The 20,269-nt window shown below is 68.1% G+C and carries 22 protein-coding genes; 5 read left to right on the forward strand and 17 right to left on the reverse strand.

Annotated features, from left to right (window positions below):
• A partial coding sequence (locus MFF40_RS23710) for a DUF2490 domain-containing protein (protein ID WP_238262486.1) occupies positions 1 to 459 on the reverse strand: 459 nt, incomplete at its 3' end.
• A 293-nt stretch (positions 460 to 752) separates the two neighbouring features.
• Here MFF40_RS23710 and MFF40_RS23715 point away from each other — a divergent pair.
• The 4 genes from MFF40_RS23715 to xoxJ all read left to right on the forward strand — a co-directional run bounded on the left by MFF40_RS23715 (position 753) and on the right by xoxJ (position 5,250).
• On the forward strand, positions 753 to 1,040 hold the full coding sequence (locus tag MFF40_RS23715) for a hypothetical protein (protein WP_147853295.1): 288 nt from the start codon (positions 753 to 755) through the stop codon (positions 1,038 to 1,040).
• Between the two features lie 803 nt (positions 1,041 to 1,843).
• Positions 1,844 to 3,649 (forward strand): lanthanide-dependent methanol dehydrogenase XoxF1, encoded by a 1,806-nt coding sequence (xoxF1, locus tag MFF40_RS23720; protein ID WP_147853296.1) that lies wholly within the window; start codon positions 1,844 to 1,846, stop codon positions 3,647 to 3,649.
• A gap of 132 nt (positions 3,650 to 3,781) precedes the next feature.
• The gene (locus tag MFF40_RS23725; RefSeq protein ID WP_147853297.1) at positions 3,782 to 4,393 is read left to right on the forward strand and encodes a c-type cytochrome, methanol metabolism-related; all 612 of its coding nucleotides are present in this window, start codon (positions 3,782 to 3,784) and stop codon (positions 4,391 to 4,393) included.
• Positions 4,393 to 5,250, forward strand: a complete 858-nt coding sequence (xoxJ, locus tag MFF40_RS23730; RefSeq protein ID WP_187278039.1) for a rare earth element methanol dehydrogenase accessory protein XoxJ — start codon at positions 4,393 to 4,395, stop codon at positions 5,248 to 5,250. Before MFF40_RS23725 ends, xoxJ begins: the two co-directional genes overlap by 1 nt.
• 47 nt (positions 5,251 to 5,297) lie before the next feature.
• Here xoxJ and folK read toward each other — a convergent pair whose 3' ends face one another.
• The 16 genes from folK to MFF40_RS23810 form a co-directional block, all read right to left on the reverse strand.
• On the reverse strand, positions 5,298 to 5,768 hold the full coding sequence (folK, locus tag MFF40_RS23735) for a 2-amino-4-hydroxy-6-hydroxymethyldihydropteridine diphosphokinase (protein ID WP_147896518.1): 471 nt from the start codon (positions 5,766 to 5,768) through the stop codon (positions 5,298 to 5,300).
• Positions 5,765 to 6,142 (reverse strand): dihydroneopterin aldolase, encoded by a 378-nt coding sequence (gene folB, locus MFF40_RS23740; RefSeq protein ID WP_147896517.1) that lies wholly within the window; start codon positions 6,140 to 6,142, stop codon positions 5,765 to 5,767. Before folB ends, folK begins: the two co-directional genes overlap by 4 nt.
• Positions 6,139 to 6,975 carry a dihydropteroate synthase gene (gene folP, locus MFF40_RS23745; protein ID WP_147853301.1) on the reverse strand — a complete coding sequence of 279 codons (837 nt, stop codon included), beginning with the start codon at positions 6,973 to 6,975 and terminating at the stop codon, positions 6,139 to 6,141. The genes folB and folP overlap by 4 nt, the downstream gene beginning before the upstream one ends.
• A gap of 88 nt (positions 6,976 to 7,063) precedes the next feature.
• Positions 7,064 to 7,426, reverse strand: coding sequence for a hypothetical protein (locus MFF40_RS23750; protein ID WP_147853302.1), 363 nt, complete (start codon positions 7,424 to 7,426; stop codon positions 7,064 to 7,066).
• A complete protein-coding gene (locus MFF40_RS23755) occupies positions 7,407 to 8,072 on the reverse strand; it encodes a hypothetical protein (RefSeq protein ID WP_378996144.1) in 666 nt (221 codons plus the stop codon). Before MFF40_RS23755 ends, MFF40_RS23750 begins: the two co-directional genes overlap by 20 nt.
• Before the next feature lie 41 nt (positions 8,073 to 8,113).
• A complete protein-coding gene (pqqE, locus tag MFF40_RS23760; protein ID WP_147853304.1) occupies positions 8,114 to 9,259 on the reverse strand; it encodes a pyrroloquinoline quinone biosynthesis protein PqqE in 1,146 nt (381 codons plus the stop codon).
• Positions 9,256 to 10,353 (reverse strand): pyrroloquinoline-quinone synthase PqqC, encoded by a 1,098-nt coding sequence (gene pqqC / locus MFF40_RS23765; RefSeq protein WP_238262488.1) that lies wholly within the window; start codon positions 10,351 to 10,353, stop codon positions 9,256 to 9,258. The genes pqqE and pqqC overlap by 4 nt, the downstream gene beginning before the upstream one ends.
• A gap of 181 nt (positions 10,354 to 10,534) precedes the next feature.
• Complete coding sequence (pqqB, locus tag MFF40_RS23770; protein WP_238262490.1) at positions 10,535 to 11,434, reverse strand: pyrroloquinoline quinone biosynthesis protein PqqB; 900 nt, start codon at positions 11,432 to 11,434, stop codon at positions 10,535 to 10,537.
• 34 nt (positions 11,435 to 11,468) lie between these two features.
• A complete protein-coding gene (pqqA, locus tag MFF40_RS23775; protein WP_007564431.1) occupies positions 11,469 to 11,558 on the reverse strand; it encodes a pyrroloquinoline quinone precursor peptide PqqA in 90 nt (29 codons plus the stop codon).
• A gap of 223 nt (positions 11,559 to 11,781) precedes the next feature.
• Entirely contained in the window at positions 11,782 to 12,486 is a 705-nt protein-coding gene (locus MFF40_RS23780; RefSeq protein WP_147853307.1) for a response regulator transcription factor, read from the reverse strand.
• The gene (locus tag MFF40_RS23785; protein ID WP_147853308.1) at positions 12,483 to 14,117 is read right to left on the reverse strand and encodes a sensor histidine kinase; all 1,635 of its coding nucleotides are present in this window, start codon (positions 14,115 to 14,117) and stop codon (positions 12,483 to 12,485) included. Before MFF40_RS23785 ends, MFF40_RS23780 begins: the two co-directional genes overlap by 4 nt.
• A 79-nt stretch (positions 14,118 to 14,196) precedes the next feature.
• Positions 14,197 to 14,403, reverse strand: coding sequence for a hypothetical protein (locus tag MFF40_RS23790; RefSeq protein ID WP_007564437.1), 207 nt, complete (start codon positions 14,401 to 14,403; stop codon positions 14,197 to 14,199).
• Positions 14,404 to 14,487: 84 nt separating this feature from the next.
• Positions 14,488 to 15,282 carry a formylmethanofuran dehydrogenase subunit C gene (locus MFF40_RS23795; protein ID WP_147853309.1) on the reverse strand — a complete coding sequence of 265 codons (795 nt, stop codon included), beginning with the start codon at positions 15,280 to 15,282 and terminating at the stop codon, positions 14,488 to 14,490.
• Positions 15,283 to 15,285: 3 nt separating this feature from the next.
• Positions 15,286 to 16,233: a formylmethanofuran--tetrahydromethanopterin N-formyltransferase gene (gene fhcD / locus MFF40_RS23800; protein ID WP_147853310.1), complete on the reverse strand. Its 948-nt coding sequence runs from the start codon at positions 16,231 to 16,233 to the stop codon at positions 15,286 to 15,288.
• 27 nt (positions 16,234 to 16,260) lie between these two features.
• Positions 16,261 to 17,892, reverse strand: coding sequence for a formylmethanofuran dehydrogenase subunit A (locus MFF40_RS23805; protein WP_147896512.1), 1,632 nt, complete (start codon positions 17,890 to 17,892; stop codon positions 16,261 to 16,263).
• A complete protein-coding gene (locus MFF40_RS23810; protein ID WP_147896511.1) occupies positions 17,886 to 18,965 on the reverse strand; it encodes a molybdopterin-binding domain-containing protein in 1,080 nt (359 codons plus the stop codon). The genes MFF40_RS23805 and MFF40_RS23810 overlap by 7 nt, the downstream gene beginning before the upstream one ends.
• Positions 18,966 to 19,265: 300 nt before the next feature.
• On the opposite strand from MFF40_RS23810, the gene MFF40_RS23815 reads away from it, so the two are divergent.
• Complete coding sequence (locus MFF40_RS23815; protein WP_378996147.1) at positions 19,266 to 20,246, forward strand: beta-ribofuranosylaminobenzene 5'-phosphate synthase family protein; 981 nt, start codon at positions 19,266 to 19,268, stop codon at positions 20,244 to 20,246.
• Positions 20,247 to 20,269 lie beyond the last annotated feature (23 nt).

Consider the following 20,269-nt stretch of genomic DNA (forward strand, 5'->3'; position numbering starts at 1 on the left):
TGAATCACGCAAAAGGCAACACCGAAATCCATTCCTTTCAAGCGATCGCCCTGCGACATCCCGGCCGGCCGATTGCCACCGTTGCTCGAAGCGCGTGCGGGACGAAACCTTCACGCCGGAGACCGTGCCGATCTGCCAGTTGATCTCCTGAAAGCTCCGATCCTCGGTCCCCACCCCGCCGGGCATCCCGTGGTCTTCGACGTAAGCGTAACCCTGGTAGAGGGTGAGGTCGTTGTTGACCTTCCAGCCCAAGGCAGGGCGCAGCAGAAGCTGGTCGAGCTGGGAGATGCCCTTGCCGAAGCGGGGTTGAACTTCGGCGAAGTATGCGACGTCGCCGAATGAACCGAACAGGGTTGTATTCAGCCAGAGTTGCCCGTCGTGAACGGTCTCGGCAACGCCTCGTGCCCCCGATGCGACAAGGAACAGGGCCGCCAGGGCCAATTGTGTGCGCCCGATCACGATCGTCCTTCACGCACGATGCGGGTCGGCCGCCTTCGCGGACCTCCCTCCGAGGTCCGATTGTCCGGGACGGCGCGTCGCCGTCAAGCTCGCGACAACCTTGGCCATTGGAGGGATTGCAGACCTTCTCGTCGGCCCACACTCGCCGCCTCTAGGAGCGCCGTCGAAACGCCTGCCGATCGACACAGCAGCCGGATCGCGAAACTATCCGGTAACGAGGGCGTGACACGTCGAGGTGCTAGGATTAAGTGGCAAGCGAGATTGCCACTTAATCCTAGCACCGCGTCACGCGTATGTTCGAACCGAACGAGATCCTGACGACGCTGACGGGGCGCGGCCTCGTCACGGCCGAGGGATGCCAAAGCGTTCGTGTCCGCTACCGTGTCGTCGTGGAGCGAAGGCAGGGCGGCGTGTTCGCCTACGGCGATCTCCACGGCAGCCATGCCGGCCTGAGACCGATCTGGCTCGAACCCGATGCCCAGCTCCGTCTCAAGACCGGCCGCCGCCTCGACATCTCCCTTACGGACCTCGTCGGCGACAGCGCCGAATTCGAGAGCATCGGCGACGTCGGCGCGCTGTGAGCCCCTACAACCAAAGTCGCAGCCTGCCGGCAACGCTGGCTGACCAAGGGTTCGTAGCGGAGCCCAGCCGTCGTGCACCGAGTGGTTCCCGACCTAGCCTGAAGACGCAGATGCCGGCTGAACAGCCTGCCTGGCCCGCGTGACTGTTCCTCAATCCAGCTGCTCGAACTGAGTCGGGACGATTCGGCAATCACAGCCTCGTGAGGATGGCGTGCGGCGGGTTCCAAAACGCCGCATCCCACCCGTGCGGCGAGAGGGCGCACAGTGTTCAACCTCTGAAAACGCCGTCGTTTCCCAAGCTCGGCCATTTCGCACCGCGATTGATCCAGCTCTCCGCACGCGCGCCGAGTGACGATCACGGTCAAGCTCATCAAGCAGTCCAAGCATAATGGAACTGGCAACACCGCCCGGGCGTGCAAGAACTGCATGGACAGCGTGCTCGGCAGCCCGAGATGGGCCTAAATAGCCGCAGCCTCGTTTGTGCAGCGCAGCATTTCGCGCCGCATAGCAATGACATTCACGCGTGTTTTGTTACGCGAAAAGAAGCTTTCACCGTGTTCCCACGGCTCGGCAACATCGAGTTGACGGCGCTCAAAAATCTCTTAAGGTCCGGGCAAGCTTCGGTTTCGAGGGGGCCGCCTCAGGGATGGCGGCTCCTGGCGAAGAGACCTTCTGGGTCACTTCAAGTCCGCTACGCCCGCTACCGAAGCGTCCATCCCTGTCGCAAACAGTCAGGTCGGGGTCCGAGCGACGCCACTCTCGAAGTGCGTCTGTACGACTCTTAAGACTTGTCGGAGGAACCCATGAGAGCGGTACATCTCCTCGCGCTCGGCGCAGGTGTCGCGGCACTCGCCGCGCCCGCGCTGGCCAACGAAAGCGTCCTGAAGAGCATCGCCAACCCGGCGGAACAAGCGCTTCAGACGGTCGACTACGGCAACACCCGTTATTCGAAGCTCGACCAGATCACCTCGGCGAACGTGAAGAACCTCCAGGTTGCCTGGACCTTCTCGACCGGCGTGCTGCGCGGCCACGAGGGCTCGCCGCTCGTGATCGGCAACATGATGTATGTCCACACGCCGTTCCCGAACATCGTGTACGCCCTGGACCTCGACCACGAGGCCAAGATCGTCTGGAAGTACGAGCCGAAGCAGGATCCGTCCGTAATCCCGGTCATGTGCTGTGACACGGTCAACCGCGGCCTCGCCTATGCCGACGGCACCATCCTGCTGCACCAGGCCGACACCACCCTCGTGTCGCTCGACGCCAAGACCGGCAAGGTGAACTGGTCCGTCGTCAACGGCGACCCGAAGAAGGGCGAGACCAACACCGCCACGGTTCTGCCCGTGAAGGACAAAGTCATCGTCGGCATCTCGGGCGGCGAGTTCGGCGTGCAGTGCCACGTCACCGCCTACGACCTTAAGACCGGCAAGAAGGTGTGGCGCGGCTACTCCATCGGCCCGGACGACCAGATGCTGGTCGACCCGGAGAAGACCACCTCGCTCGGCAAGCCGGTCGGCAAGGATTCTTCGCTGAAGACCTGGGAAGGCGATCAGTGGAAGACCGGCGGCGGCTGCACCTGGGGCTGGTTCTCGTACGACCCCAAGCTCGACCTGATGTACTACGGCTCGGGCAACCCCTCGACCTGGAACCCCAAGCAGCGTCCGGGCGACAACAAGTGGTCGATGACCATCTGGGCGCGTAACCCGGATACCGGCGTCGCCAAGTGGGTCTACCAGATGACCCCGCACGACGAGTGGGACTACGACGGCATCAACGAGATGATCCTCACGGATCAGAAGGTTGACGGCAAGGAGCAGCCGCTCCTGACCCACTTCGACCGTAACGGCTTCGGCTACACGCTGAACCGCGAGACCGGCGCCCTCCTGGTCGCCGAGAAGTTCGATCCGGCCGTCAACTGGGCGACCAAGGTCGATATGGACAAGGGTTCGAAGAACTACGGCCGGCCGCTGGTCGTGTCGAAGTACTCGACCGAGCAGAACGGCGAAGATACCAACTCCAAGGGTATCTGCCCGGCGGCCCTCGGCACCAAGGATCAGCAGCCTGCTGCCTTCTCGCCGAAGACCAACCTGTTCTACGTGCCCACCAACCACGTCTGCATGGACTACGAGCCGTTCCGGGTGACCTACACCCCGGGCCAGCCCTACGTCGGTGCGACCCTGTCGATGTACCCGGCCCCGAACTCGCACGGCGGCATGGGTAACTTCATCGCCTGGGACGGCGTCAACGGTAAGATCAAGTGGTCCAACGCCGAGCAGTTCTCGGTTTGGTCCGGTGCTCTCGCCACCGCCGGTGACGTGGTGTTCTACGGAACCCTCGAAGGTTACCTGAAGGCCGTCGACGACAAGACCGGCAAGGAGCTGTTCAAGTTCAAGACGCCGTCGGGCATCATCGGCAACGTGATGACCTACCAGCTCAAGGGCAAGCAGTACGTGGGCGTCCTGTCGGGCGTCGGCGGCTGGGCCGGCATCGGCCTCGCGGCCGGCCTGACCGACCCGAACGCCGGTCTCGGCGCGGTGGGCGGCTACGCAGCCCTCTCGCAGTACACCAACCTCGGTGGTCAGCTGACCGTCTTCGCTCTGCCGAACTAATCGGCCGCAGGGTTTAGCTGTCGAAATGGTGCCGGCGCGGGTTTCCGCGCCGGCATCCTTGTGATTAGAATTTGTCGTAAGAGGCTACGGCTCTAAGCGAGACGAAGGGCCTCGCTCCAGGGAGACTACGCGTTGCACAACCTCAGCAACATCGTCACGCGGCCGTTTCTCGCCGCCCTCGCCCTAGCGACCGTTTCCGCGGTTGCCGTACATGCTGAGGATGCCAAGCCTGCCGATCCGGCTCTCGCCAATTCGCTCAACGCGAACGACAAGACCGCCGAGCAGGACCCCGCACTACTGAAGAAGAACGCTGCCGTTAAGGTCGAGGACGGCAAGTACGTCGATGCCGACGGCCATCCGACGTACCACGTCACCAACGATGGTAAGAAACTCGACTGGTACACCTACTCCGGGTATCGCCGCTATCACGCCGAGTGCCACGTCTGCCACGGTCCGGACGGCATGGGCTCGACCTACGCGCCGGCCCTGAAGGACTCGCTGAAGCACCTCTCGTACGAGGAGTTCATCGGCATCCTGGTGGGCGGCAAGCAGGACGTGAGCGCCTCCGAGCAGAAGGTCATGCCGGCCTTTGGCGATAACAAGAACGTCATGTGCTATTCGGACGACCTCTACACCTACCTCAAGGCCCGGGCCGACGGTGCGATCGGTCGCGTTCGTCCCTCGGACCACGAGGACAAGCCCGAGACCGCCCGGAAGGCCGAGAAGGAGTGCATGGGCGGCTGATGTCCTCCCCTGCATCGTCCTTCACCCGGACGCTCGCCCTCTGCGCCCTGTCGATGACGGTGGCGCAGGGGGCTGCCGCGCAGCACCTGCCGGACACGGTTACGACCGATGTGCTGCGCGTCTGCGGCGATCCCGGCAACATGCCGTTTTCCGAGCGTAAGGAAGACGGCTTCGAGAACAAGATCGCGGCGATCATCGCCGACGAACTGAAGATCAAGGTCCGTTACTACTGGCTGACCCAAGGTCCGGGCTTCGTGCGCAACACGCTGGGTACCGGCCTGTGCGACCTGATCATGGGCCAGGCCTTCGGCAGCGACCTCGTCCAAACCACCAATCCCTACTATCACTCGTCCTACGTGCTGGTCACCCGCACGGGTGAACTCGACGGCATCACCGCCCTCGACGATCCGCGGCTGAAGGGCAAGGCGATCGGGGTCATCGCCGGCACCCCGCCGGTGAATCGGATGGGCGATCTCGGCCTCGTCTCGACCATGAAGGCCTACGCGCCCTATCAGCTCGATCCGGCACGGAAGTTCCAGACCGTCGGCGCCGAGATCGTCGGGGCGCTCGCGGCCAAGGACATCGATGCGGCGGTGCTGTGGGGGCCGGCTGCCGGCTGGCTCGCGAAGCAATCCGGAACGCCCATGACGGTGGTGCCCCTGCTCAAGGAGCCCGCTCGTCCGCCCATGGCCTACCGGATCGCCATGGGCGTGCGCCTCGGCGAGAACGACTGGAAGCGCTCGCTCAACACGATCCTGCGCAAGCGCAAGGCCGATATCGACAAGGTGCTGCGCGAATACGACGTGCCGCTCCTCGACGACGAGGCCAGCGAGATGGCCGAACCCGGCACGAAGTAGGCCACGCCTTCGGGCTCGCGGGCGGGGAGCCGTCCGCGAGCCTCGGCTCAGACCCGTTTGATCCCGGTGCGGTCGAGCTTGGCCAGGGCATCGGCGACGCGTTCGCCGCCGATCACGAGGTCTGGGGCGATCTCGGCCAACGGCACCAGCACGAAGGCACGCTCCCGCACATGGCGGTGCGGCAGCACCAGCCGCGCGTCGTCCACCGTTGCCCCCTCGTAGGCCAGCACGTCGACATCGATAACCCGGGGCCCCCAGCGCTCCTCGCGGATGCGCCCCAGCGCATGCTCGACGCCGAGGCAGGCATCGAGCAGCCCATGCGGATCGAGCGCCGTGTCGACGGCCACCGCACCGTTGAGGAACCAGGGCTGATCGGTCTTGCCCCAAGGCGGCGTCCGATAGTCGGCCGAGCGGGCGACAACGTCGATGCCGGGCGTCGCGGCCAATCCCGCGACCGCACGGTCGAGCATCGCGGCCATGTCGCCGATATTGCTGCCGATCCCGAGATAGGCCCTCACGCGCGTACTCCGCGGTGACGCGTGATCTCGACGCTGACGCCATCCAGGATCGCCGGCACCGGCGCGCTCGGCTTGTCGATGCGGATCGTGATCGCTTCCACCATGTCATGGCGTTCGAGGATCGTAGCCGCGATCGTCTCGGCGAGAGCCTCGATGAGATTGAACCGGCGCTCGGTGGCAATCGAAACGGCGATCTCGGTGAGGTCCGCGTAGCTGACCGTATGGGCGACGTCGTCCGAGCGGCCGGCCGGCGCAAGGTCGAGCCGCGCGTCGATCGAGATGTAGAAGCGCTGGCCGAGCACCGCCTCCTCGGGCAGCACCCCGTGCCGCCCGAACACCGCGATGCGGGCGACGCCGATCCGGTCCGCGCTCATCGGGCGTCCGGCCGCATGACGGCGTCGACGACCCGAACGGCGTCGACATGGGCCGCGACGTCGTGAACCCGCACGATGTCGGCGCCGAGCGTGGCCGCAAGGGCATGGGCCGCGAGCGATCCGTAGAGCCGGTCTGCCGGCCGGGTCTCCCGATCGTGCAGGCGGCCGAGCAGAGATTTGCGGGAGACCCCGACCAGGACGGGAAAACCCAGGGCCCGGATCTCGGGGAGGCGCCGAAGCACTTCCAAGTGCTGAGTCCAGGTCTTTCCGAATCCTACCCCGGGATCGAGGACGATGTCGCGCTCCGGAATGCCGGCCCGCCGGGCGATGTCGAGCGAGCGCTCGAAGAAGGCCCGCAGATCCGCGACGATATCCAGATCCGCGTCGATGGTCTCGCGGTTGTGCATGATCACCACGGGGGCGCCGTGCGCGGCCGCCACGGAGGCGATGTCGGGCTCTCGTTGGAGGCCCCAGACGTCGTTGACGATGCGGGCGCCCGCTTCGAGCGCGAGACGCGCGGTGGACGCCTTGTAGGTATCGATCGAGATCGGGACGGACAGGCGGGGCGCCACCGCCCGGATCACCGGCAGGACGCGGCCCTGCTCCTCCTCGGCAGGAACGGGAACGTGACCCGGCCGGGTCGATTCACCACCGATATCGAGGATCGCGGCGCCTTCGGCTACCAGGCGCTCGGCCTGCGCAACCGCCTCGGCCTCGCCGGAGAACAGGCCGCCGTCGGAGAAGGAATCGGGCGTGACGTTGAGGATGCCCATGACCAGCGTGCGCGACCCGAGGCCGGGCAACAGGTCGGACAGGCCGGGGGAGGGGGGCACGGATCGGGTCCCGTTCTCAGGAGCGGTTCGGGACCCGGTGTGATCGAAACCACAGGCCAGCGCAACGCCGGCCGTCATGGTCCGGTCATCAGCCGCGGTAGCAGCGGATCTCCGCCTCGGCCTGGGCGCGTCGGAGATCGGCGACCTTGTCGTCGAAGACCTTGGTCGCCTTGAACTCGTTCGCCCGGTTGCCGATGCCCTGGCGCATCGACAGGACCGTGCTGGCCTGCACGTACTTGTCGTAGGGCAGGATCGCGGCGAGCTGGTCGAGCGAACAGGAGCAGCGCTGCATGCTCTCGCGGGTCTGGCCGTTGGCCGCCATGCAGCCGAAGACGTAATCGACCCGCGCGTCGGTGGGATAGTCGTTCTCTTCGGCCGCCCAACCGGCCAGGCCGGACAGGGACAGGGCGAGGACGGCGAGCGCGCCGCGTTCAGCCAGCTTTCGGATCATAGCTCAGCTTCTCCTCGAGCAATTCGCCACCCTCGGCGTTCTTCGACGACGCCTCGATGGAGACGATCTCGCCGGGAACCTCCGGGGCGGTGATGAAGGTGTAGATCATCTTGTCCATGCCGCGCATGCGCTGTTCCATGGCATCCTTGGCGAAGGGCTGGATTTCGACCCGCCAGCCATCGACCTCGCGGCCGCCGACCGAGACCTTGGTCGGCGTCACGGTCGCAGCCTCACGCAGTCCCTTACGGATGGCGAGCTTCAGGTAACGCGGGTTGGCCTCCAGCACCTTCGCCAGCGAGCGGAGGTGGTTCTCCAGGAACAGCGAGACCACCGGGTTGCCGCTCATGTCCTCGAAAGGCCCGGCCGGCACGCGGTTCAGGCCGGAGAACATCATGACGCGGATGTCGCGCGCCTCCGGGCTCTTACCGGGCTCCAGCGTGAGCGTGAGCGTATCCGACAGCGGGGGCCCGAACGGTCCCTTGGCGATGCCGGACCGGCGCAGATAATCGTACGTGATCGTCGAGCCGGGGGCCGCGTTCTTCATATGCGGCTGCTCGAACAGCAGATCGGCCGCACTGGGCGGGGCCGCCGCGTTGACCTGGGTGACCGCTGCGGGCTTGGGCGCATCTTCGGCAAGCGCCGGCATCGCGGCCAGCACCAGCGCGAGGGCTGTCGTGGCGAGAAGCTTCACGAGTTGACGTCCTCCTTGAACGGCGACCGGACGTTGCTGCCGATCGTCCGGTACACATAATCCGGCGGCGTCTCGGCCGCCTCTTCCACGGCCAGCGCCCGCACCTTGGCATGGAGCGGCGAGAGCGAGCAGGCCGGATCGGTCGCCGCGGCATCCCCGGCGAGCGCTAGGGCCTGACACCGGCAGCCGCCCCAATCTTTCTCCCGACGGTCGCAGGAGCGGCAGGGCTCCTTCATCCAGTCGGTTCCGCGATAGGCGGTGAAGGCCGGCGAATCCCGCCAGATCTCACCGAGCGAGTGGTCGGTGACGTGCCAGAACTCGAGGCCCGGGATCGTCTCGGCCGCGTGGCAGGGCAGGACCTTGCCCTGGGGCGTGACGTTCATCAGCTTGCGGCCCCAGCCGCCGGCGCAGGCCTTCGGGTATTTCGCGTAGTAATCCGGCACGACGAGGTCGATGACGAGCTGACCCTTGAGGCGCTCGCGGGCCGCCTCGACGATCCGGATCGAGGCATCGACCTGCGCCTTGTCGGGCATCAGGGCCGCACGGTTGACGTAGGCCCAACCGTAATACTGCGTGTGCGCCACCTCGAGACGCTTGGCGCCCATCTTCACCGCTAGGTCGATGAAGCCCTCGACCTCGTGGATGTTGCCGCGATGGATCACCGAGTTCAGCGTCAGCGGCAGCCCGAGCTCGACCACCTTGGCGGCGAACTCGAACTTTTGGGGCTGCGCGTTCTTCAAACCGCCGATCCGTTCGGCGTTCTGGGCATCGACGCCTTGCACCGAGAGCTGCACGTGGTCGAGCCCGACATCGTACAGCGCCTGGAGCTTGCCCAGCGCACCGCCCACCCCCGAGGTGATCAGGTTCGAGTAGAGGCCGAGATCCGCGCAGGTCTTGGTGATCTCGACGATGTCGTTGCGCGCCGTCGGCTCGCCCCCCGACAGGTGGACGTGGAGGACGCCGAGGCCCGACGCCTCCGTCAGGACGCGCTGCCACGTAGCAGTGTCGAGTTCGCCGGAGCGGCGATCGAGCTCCAGCGGGTTCGAGCAATAGGGGCAGCGCAGCGGGCAGCGGTGAGTCAGCTCGGCGAGCAGGCCCACCGGCGCTGGAACGTCCGGCCGGTTCGGCGTCAGTGCGTTCATCGCTCCAGGACCCGTTTTTCCGCCAGCCCGTCCAGCATTGCGAGGATATCGGCCTCGATGGCCCGCGGATCGGCCGCATAGGTCCGACCCAGCTCATCCGCGATCGCCGCGACGCTGCGGTTGCCGTCCACCAGCTTGAGCACCGCCACGGCGTTATCGTCGAGGTCGAAGGTCCGCTCCGGGGCGAGCAGGACGTATTTGCCGCGGGTCTCGTCATGGCGCAGACGCACGCCCCGCGGGAGGCGCGGCCGGTCGTCAGCCGCCATCTTGCGAACGCCGGCCGCTGTCGTCGCGACAGGTGCCTCCGCGACGAGACCGGTTCCGGGCGTCCAGGCATCCGGCGGGATCATGCCGGGGGCGACATAGGCGAAATAGAGAGCGTCGAGCTGGGTCCAGAGTACGTTGCACTTGAAGGTCAACGCGGCCATCGCCTGCCGCTGCAGCTCAGGCGTCGTCGCGTGCGTCTTCACGTAATCGAGGGCGAAGTCGGCATCGCGCGGCGCCTGGGTCAGGCGCTTGTCGAAATAGGCCAGCGTGTCCTTGGTGATGAAGTCGTAGTTCTTCAGCATCCCGGCGACACGCTCGGAGATGATCGTCGGCGAGAACATCTCGGTGAGCGACGAGGCGATCGCCTCCAGCAGGCTCTTCTCCGCGACGAAGTGGACGTAGGCCTCTACGGAAAACTTCGTGGCCGACAGGATGCCCCGGGTAGAGAGCACGTAGTCCCGGTCGAACCCGACGCCCTCGGCGAGCTTCAGCCAGCGCTCGATGCCGCCGTCGCCCGGATGGTCGCCGTCATGATCGACGATGCGCTGGCGCCAGATCCGCCGCAGAGACGCGTCGGTCATCCTCGCGAGCACGGCGGCGTCCTTCACCGGGATCATCGCCTGGTAATAGTAGCGGTTCAACGCCCAGGCCCGGACCTGATCCTTCGAGAGCTTGCCGTCATGCAGGAGCCGGTGGAACGGATGCAGGATATGGTACCGGCGCGCGCCGATGTCGCGCAGAGCGGCCTCAAGCTCGTCCGGGGAAAGCAGCCGCTGGCTCTCGGCAGAGTCGGCGGTCGGCGAAGGGGTCGGGAAGACTGCGTTCATGGCGTTACCGGAATCCGTTCTCGGGTCGCGTTTCCTGTACTCCGATCCCGCCCTCTGTGCGGGGACCACCCCGAGTGACGGCAACGACCGTTCGGAATGATGCCACGCCGGGGCGAATGTCCGGGCTCGGTCCTGATATAGTGCCGGCTCGGCCCGTACCCAACCGGTGGGCGCGATTGCCTCAGAGCGCGAGGCTCAGACCGTCATGGGCCACGGTCCAGCCGGCCGCCTCGACGTCGGCGCGCTCCGGCGAACCTTCCACCAGGACCGGGTTGGTATTGTTGATGTGGACGAAGACGCGGCGGCCGAGCGAAACGCCGGCCAGCGCATCGATCGAGCCATTGTCGCCGCGCATCGGCACATGCCCCATCCGCCAGCCGGTCTTGGTGCCGACGCCGGCGCGGATCATGTCGTCATCGTGCAGGACGGTGCCGTCGAACAGCAATGCGTCCACGCCGGCGATGCGGTCCCTGAGCGCGTCCGTGACGCGGGCGCAACCGGGAATGTAGGCGAGGCGACGGCCGCCCGCCTCAATCAGCGCGCCCACGGTGGTCTCGGTCTCGGCGCCGATCTCCATGGTCTCGTCCTCGAGCCAGAGCGGCACCTTGCCGGGGACTGGGAACAGCGTGACGGACAAGCCGGGCAACGGCTCGAAACGCTGGTCCATGGCGATGGGCTGACGGGCGACGACGCCCTCGGCCATCACGTCGAACACGCGGTTGGCGTTGACGGAATCCAGGATGCCGCGGGTGGCGTAGAGTGTGTAGGGCTGGCCCTCGCGCAAGGTGAGCAGCCCCGCCACGTGGTCGACATCTCCGTTCGTCAGGAGCACGGACCGGATCGGCGAGTGGCGCAGTCCCTCGCGGGGATGCATCTGGGAATTGTCGAAGAGCTGCTGCCGGATATCCGGCGAGGCGTTGACCAGGAGCCAATCGGACCCGTCCGCAGAGACAGCGATGCTCGATTGCGTCCGTGGGCGCACCCGGTCCGGCTCGGACCGCGCCAGGGTGCAGTTGTGGCAGCGGCAGTTCCACTGCGGGAGGCCGCCACCGGCAGCGGAGCCGAGAATCACGACGCGCATGGTGCGGTTCCCGCGATCCCCGGCCCCTGAAAACTTAGTTGAAGGTGTCGATCTCGGCCGACTCGTAGCTCGTCACTTCCATGCCGACACAGATCTCGGACACAACAGGGGCAGCCCACTTCATGGTGTTTCTCCTTGGCGGTATCCTCACCAGGCGTCTCGGGTTCCTAAGAGTACCCTAAGACACTGATGGCGCTCTGGTTTTCCGGCGCGCCCCCGATATCGGCGATTCAGCTGCGGTCTTCAAGCACTAAGTTGCCGGATACTCCCAAATTTTTTGTGAGACTCTACCTAAATGCCCGGCTCACGATCAGAAACGTTACCGGATTCGACTTAAGTATAGTGGCTCATTGACGGAAATCAGGACCGCGCAGTTCGAGCATGAAGCCCTTTCCCCGGACGGTGACCAATCCTGGTCCACCGTACCGGACGAAGTCCGCCATCTTGGAGCGGAGATAGCCGATATAGACGTCGACCACGTTGAGCGAGAGGCCGCCCTGGCTGGCCCAGAGCCGGTCGAAGATGTCGGCCCGGGACACCGGCTTGCCGATGCTCTCCATCAACATGGCGAGGAGGTCGGCCTCGCGCGGCGTCAGGCGCGCGCTGGCCTCGCCGCAACTCGCCTGGCGGGTGTCGAGGTCGAGCATCAACCGGCCCGCGGTGATGCGCGAGCGCGGCGCCTCGGCCTGCTCGCGCCGCATCAGGTGCGTGCGCAGGCGCGCCACGAGTTCGTCGAACACGAACGGCTTGATGATGTAGTCGTCGGCGCCGAGCGCCAGGCCCTCGGCGCGGTCGCGGATCTCGTCGCGCGCCGACAGGAACAGGATCGCGCCCGGGAAACCACCCTCGCGCAGGGACCGGCAGACATCGTGGCCGGACCCGTCGGGCAGGTTGATGTCGAGCAGGACGGCGCCGGGCGCCGGATCATGTGCAGCCTTCAACGCCTCGTCGACGCAGGCGGCGGTACCGACCTCGAACCCTTCGGCTTCCAGGCCGCGGGCCAACAGCCCCCGGATGTCGATATCGTCCTCGACGATCAGGATCCGCGTCATGCGGCCGGCTCCCTCACCTGCGCGGCAGCGGCCGTATTCCCGGCCGTGCCGCTCTCCCATGCCGGATCGAGCGCCGGGATGTCCAGGCTGACCCGGGCACCGCGTCCGTCGGGGCCGGCCCCGAGGCGGATCGAGCCGCCATGCTGCTCGACGATCCAGCGCGCGAGCGCCAGGCCGATGCCGAAGCCGGTCTCGTCGGGGCTCGCTCCGGCGCCGCGCCGGAAACGCTCGAACAGCTCGGCTTCCGACGCGCCGAAGCCGGGCCCGTCATCGGTCACGGTGATCCGGGCGCGGGCACCTGGCCCGGCCGACAAGGCAACCTCGACGCGGGCCAGCCCCTTGGCGTGACGCAGGGCGTTATCCACGAGGCTCTCGACGGTCTGGCGGAGCCACTCACGGTCGGCCAAGCACTCGACGTCCTGGGTGCCGGGATCGAGGCTCAGACCGACGCGGCGCCGGGCTGCCTCCGACGCCATGTTGTCGACGGCCTCGGCCAGCACCGAGGCGAGGCCGAGCGGACGTTTGTCGAACTCGATCTCCCCGGATTCCGAGCGCGCGACACGCAGCAGGTCCTCGACCCGAAGCTTCAACCGCTGCGCCCGCTTCCGGATCGTCGCGAAGACCGGCGCCGGGTCGGCACCTCGGGACGCACCCCGCAGCGCCAGATCGCATTCGCCGAGGATGACGGTGAGCGGCGTGCGCAACTCGTGACTGACGTCGGCGAAGAAGCGCCGGCGGGAGCGGTCCACGGATTCCAGGCGGGCGTTGGCGGCGCGCAGATCCGCGGTGCGGGTCGCCACGGTGTCTTCCAGGGCGGCGCGATCGGCGACCACCCGGGATTCACGCCGGGCGAGGCGTGCGGCCATGCGGTTGACGTTGGTCATCAGCAGGCCGAGTTCGTCGCGGGTCGCCACCGACAGGCGCGTATCGAGGGCACCGTGGCCGATGGCGCTCGCCGCCCGCCGGACCTCCTCGATCCGGGCCAAGGTCGGGCGGGTCACCCCGCGATAGAGAACTGCCAGCAGCACGAGGGCTGCCGCAACCGCCGACGCTGCGGCCACGCGCAGACGCGCCGACAGGGCGCGGGCCTGCTCGGACCCGAGCGCCATGCTGCGCCGCTCGGCCTCGATCAGGAACGACAGCGGCTGGCCCGTCATCGCCCCGAAGCCGTTGAGCGCGCCCTTGATCGCGTCCTGGCGCTTCTCCGGTTCGGTCTGCCGGTTGATCCGCGCGACCTGACGGTCGAGCACGACCCGGGCGGCGCGTAGTTGCGCCATCGGGCGCGTCCGCGCGGCGTATTGCATACGGTCGGCCGGGTCGTCGCTCGGCGGGAAGCTCTGAGCCAGCGCCTCGTCGACCGTGGTCAGCGCCCGGTCGGCATTGTCGCGGGCGATCGCCATGGCCTCGGGCTGCCCGTCGGGATTGCCCACGGTCTCGACGGCAGCGAGGCCGAACTGGGTGAGGCGGCCCGACAACTCGGCCAGCAACTCCAGACGGCGCTGCGCCTCGAGGGTGCGGTCGACGGTGCGTTCGGCCGCCGCGATCGAGGCCAACGCGGCGATGGCCGCCAGCATCACCACGATGGCGGTGCCTCCGAGCAGCAGCGCGAACCGGAGTTTCAGCGAGCGCATTGGGTCCGCCCCGCCGGGGCCCGCCGCCAGCAATCGGCAGCCCGACGGCTCAGCGCCGAGGCGCGGTCTCGGGGCGCCCTCACAGGTTCTTCGGCAGGCTGCCGCGCGCGGCGCAGCGCCAGCGCTCGACGTGCCAGTCCGGATGGGCGGCCTGCCAGGTCGCCAGCGCGCTCTGCGAATGGCGCAGGCAGATGAAGGGGTTCGAGCCCTCGTAGGACATCTCGATCCTGTCCTCGCGACAGGTCGAGGGCTGGGCGACGAGGCAGATCGACAGAAGCAGGAGCATGGGCGCCTCCCCAATGTGCCGGCCTCGTGCGGGCCCGCTTGGACAGAGCATATGCCGCGCGCGGCCGCTCTGCCCAGGGTGACGTCAGGACGCGACCCAGATCTCGCCCTTGGCGATGGTCGCGAGGTCTCCGGAATAGCGCCGCAGCGGCCGATCGAGCAGCGCGGCATGCTCTGCGCTGAGGCCCCTGAGCGATTTTCCGAGGAGCTTCAGGAAGACGAGATCGTGCGTCCCGGTCTCCACGAAGGTCGGCGACATCCGGCCGTGTGAACCGATCAGCAGGGTTCCGCGGCGCATGCCGTAGCCCGGGTGGTCCCCGACTGCCAGCGCGGCCAATGTTCCCGCGATCATCCGAGAGCCGGCATAGGCACCCGCCCGGCCAGCCAGGAGAATCCCGCGCCGCATCCGGTCGCCGAGATGCGCGCCGGCCGTTCCGCGGATGATCAGCGTCGCCCCGTCGAGGCCGGCCTTGGCCGCGTACACGGCACCACCCGCATAATCGCCGGCATCGCCCGCGATCGTGATGGTGCCGCCGGCGGCGCCGGCGCCCGCATAGGGCCCGGCATTTCCGCGGACGGTCAGACCGCCGCCGGCCATGCCCTCACCGAGGCGCTGGCCGACATCGCCGGTCACGCGGATCGCCCCCTCGGACAGGGCGGCGCCGACCCGGTCGAGGCGCTCGTGGCCGCCCTCGATGGTCAGCGTCTCGGAGCCGTCCAGCGAGACGGAGAAGCAGTCGCCGAGACGCACGCCGGTGCGGGATGTGCCGACCTCCAGGCGTTCGGCCTCGGCCTGGGAGAGCCGGCTCAGGGCCAGCGGATTGATGTTCAGGAAGTCGAGCCGCTCGGGCGGGGCTGCGCGCAGGGTGAGGGTGCTCAAGGCTCAGCCCTCCGTCTTGGCGTCGTCGCGCGCGAGAAGGTCGCGCAGGTGGTAATGGTGGCGGCCGAGATTGCCGCCGTAATTGCCGGCCGTCACGGCGATCAGCCCGTGCCGTCCGCCGATCTCGGTGGCGGCGTGGAGGCCGGCGCGCATCGAATCTGACACGCCCTGTGAGGTCAGGGCATCGATCACGATCTCCAGCACGACGCCGCAATCGGCCGGCAACGCCGAGCCGGCCCGGCCCTTGAGGGTCGGGCAGTAAGCATCGTTGGTCGAGGCCATCATGCCCTTGGTGCGCCCACCGACCTTCGAGCCCGAGCGGACGATGCCACCGGGAAACGGCAGGATCGCGCCGGGCACCGCCTTCGCGGCCTCGACGGCCGCCTCGGCGACGATCAGGGTCTCGGAATGGGTCCGGCCCAGGAACAGCAGGTTGCCGCCGCCCACAGCGCCGTCGACGGACCGGACCGAATCCTCACAGAGGAACTCCCCGTCCATCACCGGGATGCGCCAGTAGCGCCGGAGCTTACCGCTGGCATCCGGCAGCCGCTTGGCGATGGCGAAGCCGTCGCCGAAATACCGGATCGCGCCGCCGAGCTTGATCTTCGTCGGCCCGTCCACGCCGGCATAGCAGGCCGTGCCCGGGCAGGTGAGGATGCACTGGCCCACGCGCTTGATCAGCTGATCCTTGAGGCCGTTCGGCTCGAAGCCGAACAGCAGGATGCGCACGCCGTGCCGTCCGTCCGGGGTCTCGTCCGGCGACAGCACGGCATCGATGCCGGCCTCGGCGCCGCAGCCGATCACCGACGTGGCGAAGCCCGTCATGGTGGTCGCCGCGATCATCGCCCATTTGGCGGTGTCGTTGGTGACGATGATGGCGGTCCCGGCCACATCGAACGCCTCCGCGAAGGTGTCGATGATCGGGATGCCGTTGAGGCTGAGGTCAGACATGGTTGTTTCCGCCACTGGCCCCGCTGATCACGCCCGGCATGGCACCGCCTCGAAGGTGTCCGCGTCCGCGTCGAACGCCGCATCCGGGACCGCGAAGCTGTCGAGCCCCTCGCCGAACCGGTCCGTCAGGTAGGCGTCGGCGCGCTTGGCCATCGCCGGATCCGACTCGACCGAAAGCGAGAGCGTCCGGCCGGCGCGCCATTCCACGACCTCGCCATCCTCGACGATCGGCACGCCGTCCTTGAGGACCAGCTTCGCAGCCGTGAACATCGCCGTGCGGTCGGTCGTATCGCGGTAGACCGCGACGTCGGCGCAGGCGCCGGGCCGCAGATGGCCACGGTCGGCAAGCCCCAGCAGCTTGGCCGGGCCGGATCGCGTCAGCTGGGCGATCTCCGAGAGGGTGTATTCCCGCTCGAGGCTCGGCAGGCTGGAACGCTCCGCGACGATACCCGGCAGCGTCGCGATCTCGCGGTCGCGCTCGGTCTTATCCATCAACCAGTGGATGATGCGCGGGTACTGCGTGAACGGACCGCCGTTCGGGTGGTCGGTGGTGAGGATCGTCCGCTCCGGGTCGGTGGAGAGCAGCATGATCTCCAGGCCGATCGCCCATTGCAGCGAGCTGGTCGGACCGCGCGGCCGGTACAGGAACGGCACCACGCCGCCGCCTTCGGCATCGCCGGCGTTCAGCACCCACTTCTTCGGCTTGGCGCCCTTCCGACCGGCGAACTGGCGCAGGATGTCGAGGGAGACCGTCACGGTCTGGCCGAACACCACCTGCCCGATATCGAGGGTCGCGTTCGGGTTGTCGGCGATCGCCTGGGCGATCCGTTCGGCCGCGGAACGGAAGCCGCCGCCCTCGGTCGCGCCGTAGGCATAGAACTGCGCATGGGCGAAGTGGATGCGGCGCCCTTCCGCGGCATCCAAGGTCTCGATGAAAGAATCGTCGGCGCCAGGTAGACCGAGATTGTTGCAGTGGACGTGCAGCGGGTGCGGGACGCCGATCTCTTCGACCGCGTCGAGCAGCGATCCCATGATCTGCCGGGTCGAGAGACCGTAGACCGGGATCTCCTCATCCAGCGACAGGCGCAGCGCGCCGTCCTTGAAGGCGGAGGCGCCACCGGCGTTGATGCACTTGACGCCGAGCCCGCGCGAGGTGGCGACCGACAGCGCCACGAGATCGCGCACGGCGTTCCCGCCCTGCCGCTCGCGCAACAGTTGCAGGAGCTGGTCGTCGTTGCCCATCACGGTGAGCGCGCCGCGATCCAGGAGCGGGATGTCGGCCAGTTCGAGCTGGGTAGCCAGCGCGTGGGTCGGCGGCATCGCCGGCTCGACCGCGGTGGTGTAGCCCATCCGCGCATAGGTCGAGCCGATCCAGGCCGCAGCCCCGCCGGCATGGGCGAAGGGATGCCCCTCGGGCGAGGCCTCGCTGACGTAGAGGTCGGGCAGGAGCAGGCGCGACGTGATCACGTTCCCGCCGGCGATGTGCGAATGCACCTCGACGCCGCCCGCCATCACCACACAGCCGGACGCATCGATCACCCGATCGGGCTCCCGACCTGCGGGCTCGACGATGCGGCCGTCCTCGATCCAGACGTCGCCCACGGCATCGCGGGACGCGGTCGGATCGACGACGCGCCCGCCCCGGATCACGCTCAGCATGCGGGCTCACTCCTCGACACGGCGCCACCTTCGACCAGGCGCTCCGTCAGGGCACCCAGCACCGATGCGGCGGAGGGCAGGTCCGTCGGGGCCGAAGCCGGCCAGTAGGTCAGCGCGGCGCGCTGCTCGTTCCACAACACGCCGCCCAGGTCGCGTCCCGGACGGCCGACCGCAATCACCACGTCGGCGAGGGAGGCCTCCGCCTCGGCGACCAGCGCCACGGACGGCACCGCAGCCAGCCAGTCCGGCCGGTCCACCGGTAGCGCGGCGAGCCAGATGACGGCATCGACCTCGCCGGCAGCGACCTGCCGGGCGACGTCGAAGCGCCACGGATCATGTTCGGGGACGCGGCGGCCGAACCCGCTGCGCGGGGCCTGCCCGGTCAACCAGGCGGCCACCGGCACGACGGCACGGTCCTGATCCGGTCCAGCGACCGAAAGCGTGAAACAACGCGTGGTCTCGTTCAGCTCCATGGCGAAGCCCTGCAGCATCTCCACGCCCAGCTCACCGAGTTCGGCGGGATCGTACAGCAGGACGCCGTACTGCGCGGCAGCGATCCGCGCGACGAGCTTGGCCTGCGGCGTGTCGCCCGCGAGATGGCCTTTGCCGTAAGCGCGCAGTTCGGCGACGGCCTCCGCGAGCCCACCCGCAGCCGGGCAGGACAGCGCCGCCTTTGAACCCTCGGCGCCGGCTCCGAGCGCCAGGAGCGCCCGGTCCGAACCGGCAGCCCGCCCACGCGTCGGCTTCGACTCAATCAGGCGCTTGAGAAGTGGCGTATGCCAAGCGGCGGCGCCGACGACGAGCACGGCATCGGCCCGGCCGACGGCCTCGGCCGGCGTCGTGCTCATCGCGCCGACCCGGCTCAGCGAACCGAGTTCGGCATAGGTGCCGACCGCGCCGGCGGTATCGATGGAGGCGCCGATGCGCCCCGCGAGATCATAGGCCGCGCGGATCGCGGCGACGTCGGCACTCAGGCCGGCGATCACCGGCGCGCGTGCCTTGGCGAGCAAGGATACGGCCGCCTCGATGGCGGTGCCCGCGTCCGTCGCGCCACCCTTCACCCAGGCTGCCATGCTCCCTCACGCGACGTTCTTGTTTGGCTTCGGAGCGGGCGACGGCCGTAAGACCGGACGAAGCAGGTTCACTCCCGAAGGAGCATCCCGCCGGATCGGAATGGCTCGCCCGCCCGACAGGTCGGGGCGGGCGGCAACTCGGCGCGCCGTCGCTGCCCTAGGTTTGCATTCATCCGCGCGCCTCGGCAAGGGGGGTTCGCATCCTGGTTCGGCCGATCGGCCTCAAGATCCCGTTGCTTCGGCCGCCCGCCGCATGGGAAAAGCGCGCCGGTTCGGCGTGTGGATTTCGAAGACATGGGCGTGGGCGAGGTCCCCGAGCGGAACGAGGCGGCCGCTTCGAACAGCACCATCCGAGTCGAGGCGCCTGCGCGGCTGCATTTCGGATTCCTGGACCTGCACGGCGGCCTGGGCCGGCGCTTCGGCAGCATCGGGCTGGCCATCGACACGCCCTCCCTGGCGCTCACCGCCCGCCGGTCCGCGCAGCTGTCCGTCACGGGCGAGGAGGCCGACCGCGTCCGGGGCTACGCCCGCGCGGCGGCGACCCATCTCGGCGGGTCCGATGCGGCGACGATCGCGGTCGAGCGGACGATCCCGGCCCATGCCGGATTCGGGTCGGGCACGCAGCTCGCGCTGGCCGTGGCGGCCGCGATGGCGCGACTGAGCGGCGCTCCCTTCTCGGCGGCGGCGTTCTCCTCCAGCCTGGATCGCGGCAACCGGTCGGGTGTCGGACTCAGCGCGTTTACCGAGGGCGGCCTGATCGTCGATGGCGGCCGCGGTGCGGATGGCTCGGCACCGCCGGTCACCGCGCGCCTCGCCTACCCCGAAGCCTGGCGGATCGTGCTCATCCTCGATCGGAGCATGGCCGGCGTGCACGGAACGCGGGAGATAGAGGCGTTTCGCGACCTCCCGCGCTTCCCCGAGGCCCAAGCGGCCGAGATCTGCCGGATCGTGCTGATGCAGGTCCTGCCGGCGGTCGCCCTCGCCGAGCCGCAGGGCTTCGGCGCGGGAATCACCCGGATCCAGGATCTCATCGGCGACCACTTCGCCCCGCACCAGGGCGGCCGCTACGCCAGCGCCGCCGTCGCACAAGCCCTCGAACAGGCCGCCGCGCAGGGTGTGCCCGGCTACGGGCAGTCGTCCTGGGGACCGACCGGATTCGCGCTGATGCCGTCTGAGGCCGACGCCCGGTCGCTGGTGGCAAGTCTCGACCGCGGCGGGCCGCTCCGCTTCCTGATTGCCCGCGGCCGCAACAGCGGCGCATCGATAACCACGGGGGACTGAACCGGCAGGTCCGGACTTGACCG

This window comes from Methylobacterium mesophilicum (assembly GCF_022179445.1).
GTDB lineage: Bacteria > Pseudomonadota > Alphaproteobacteria > Rhizobiales > Beijerinckiaceae > Methylobacterium > Methylobacterium mesophilicum.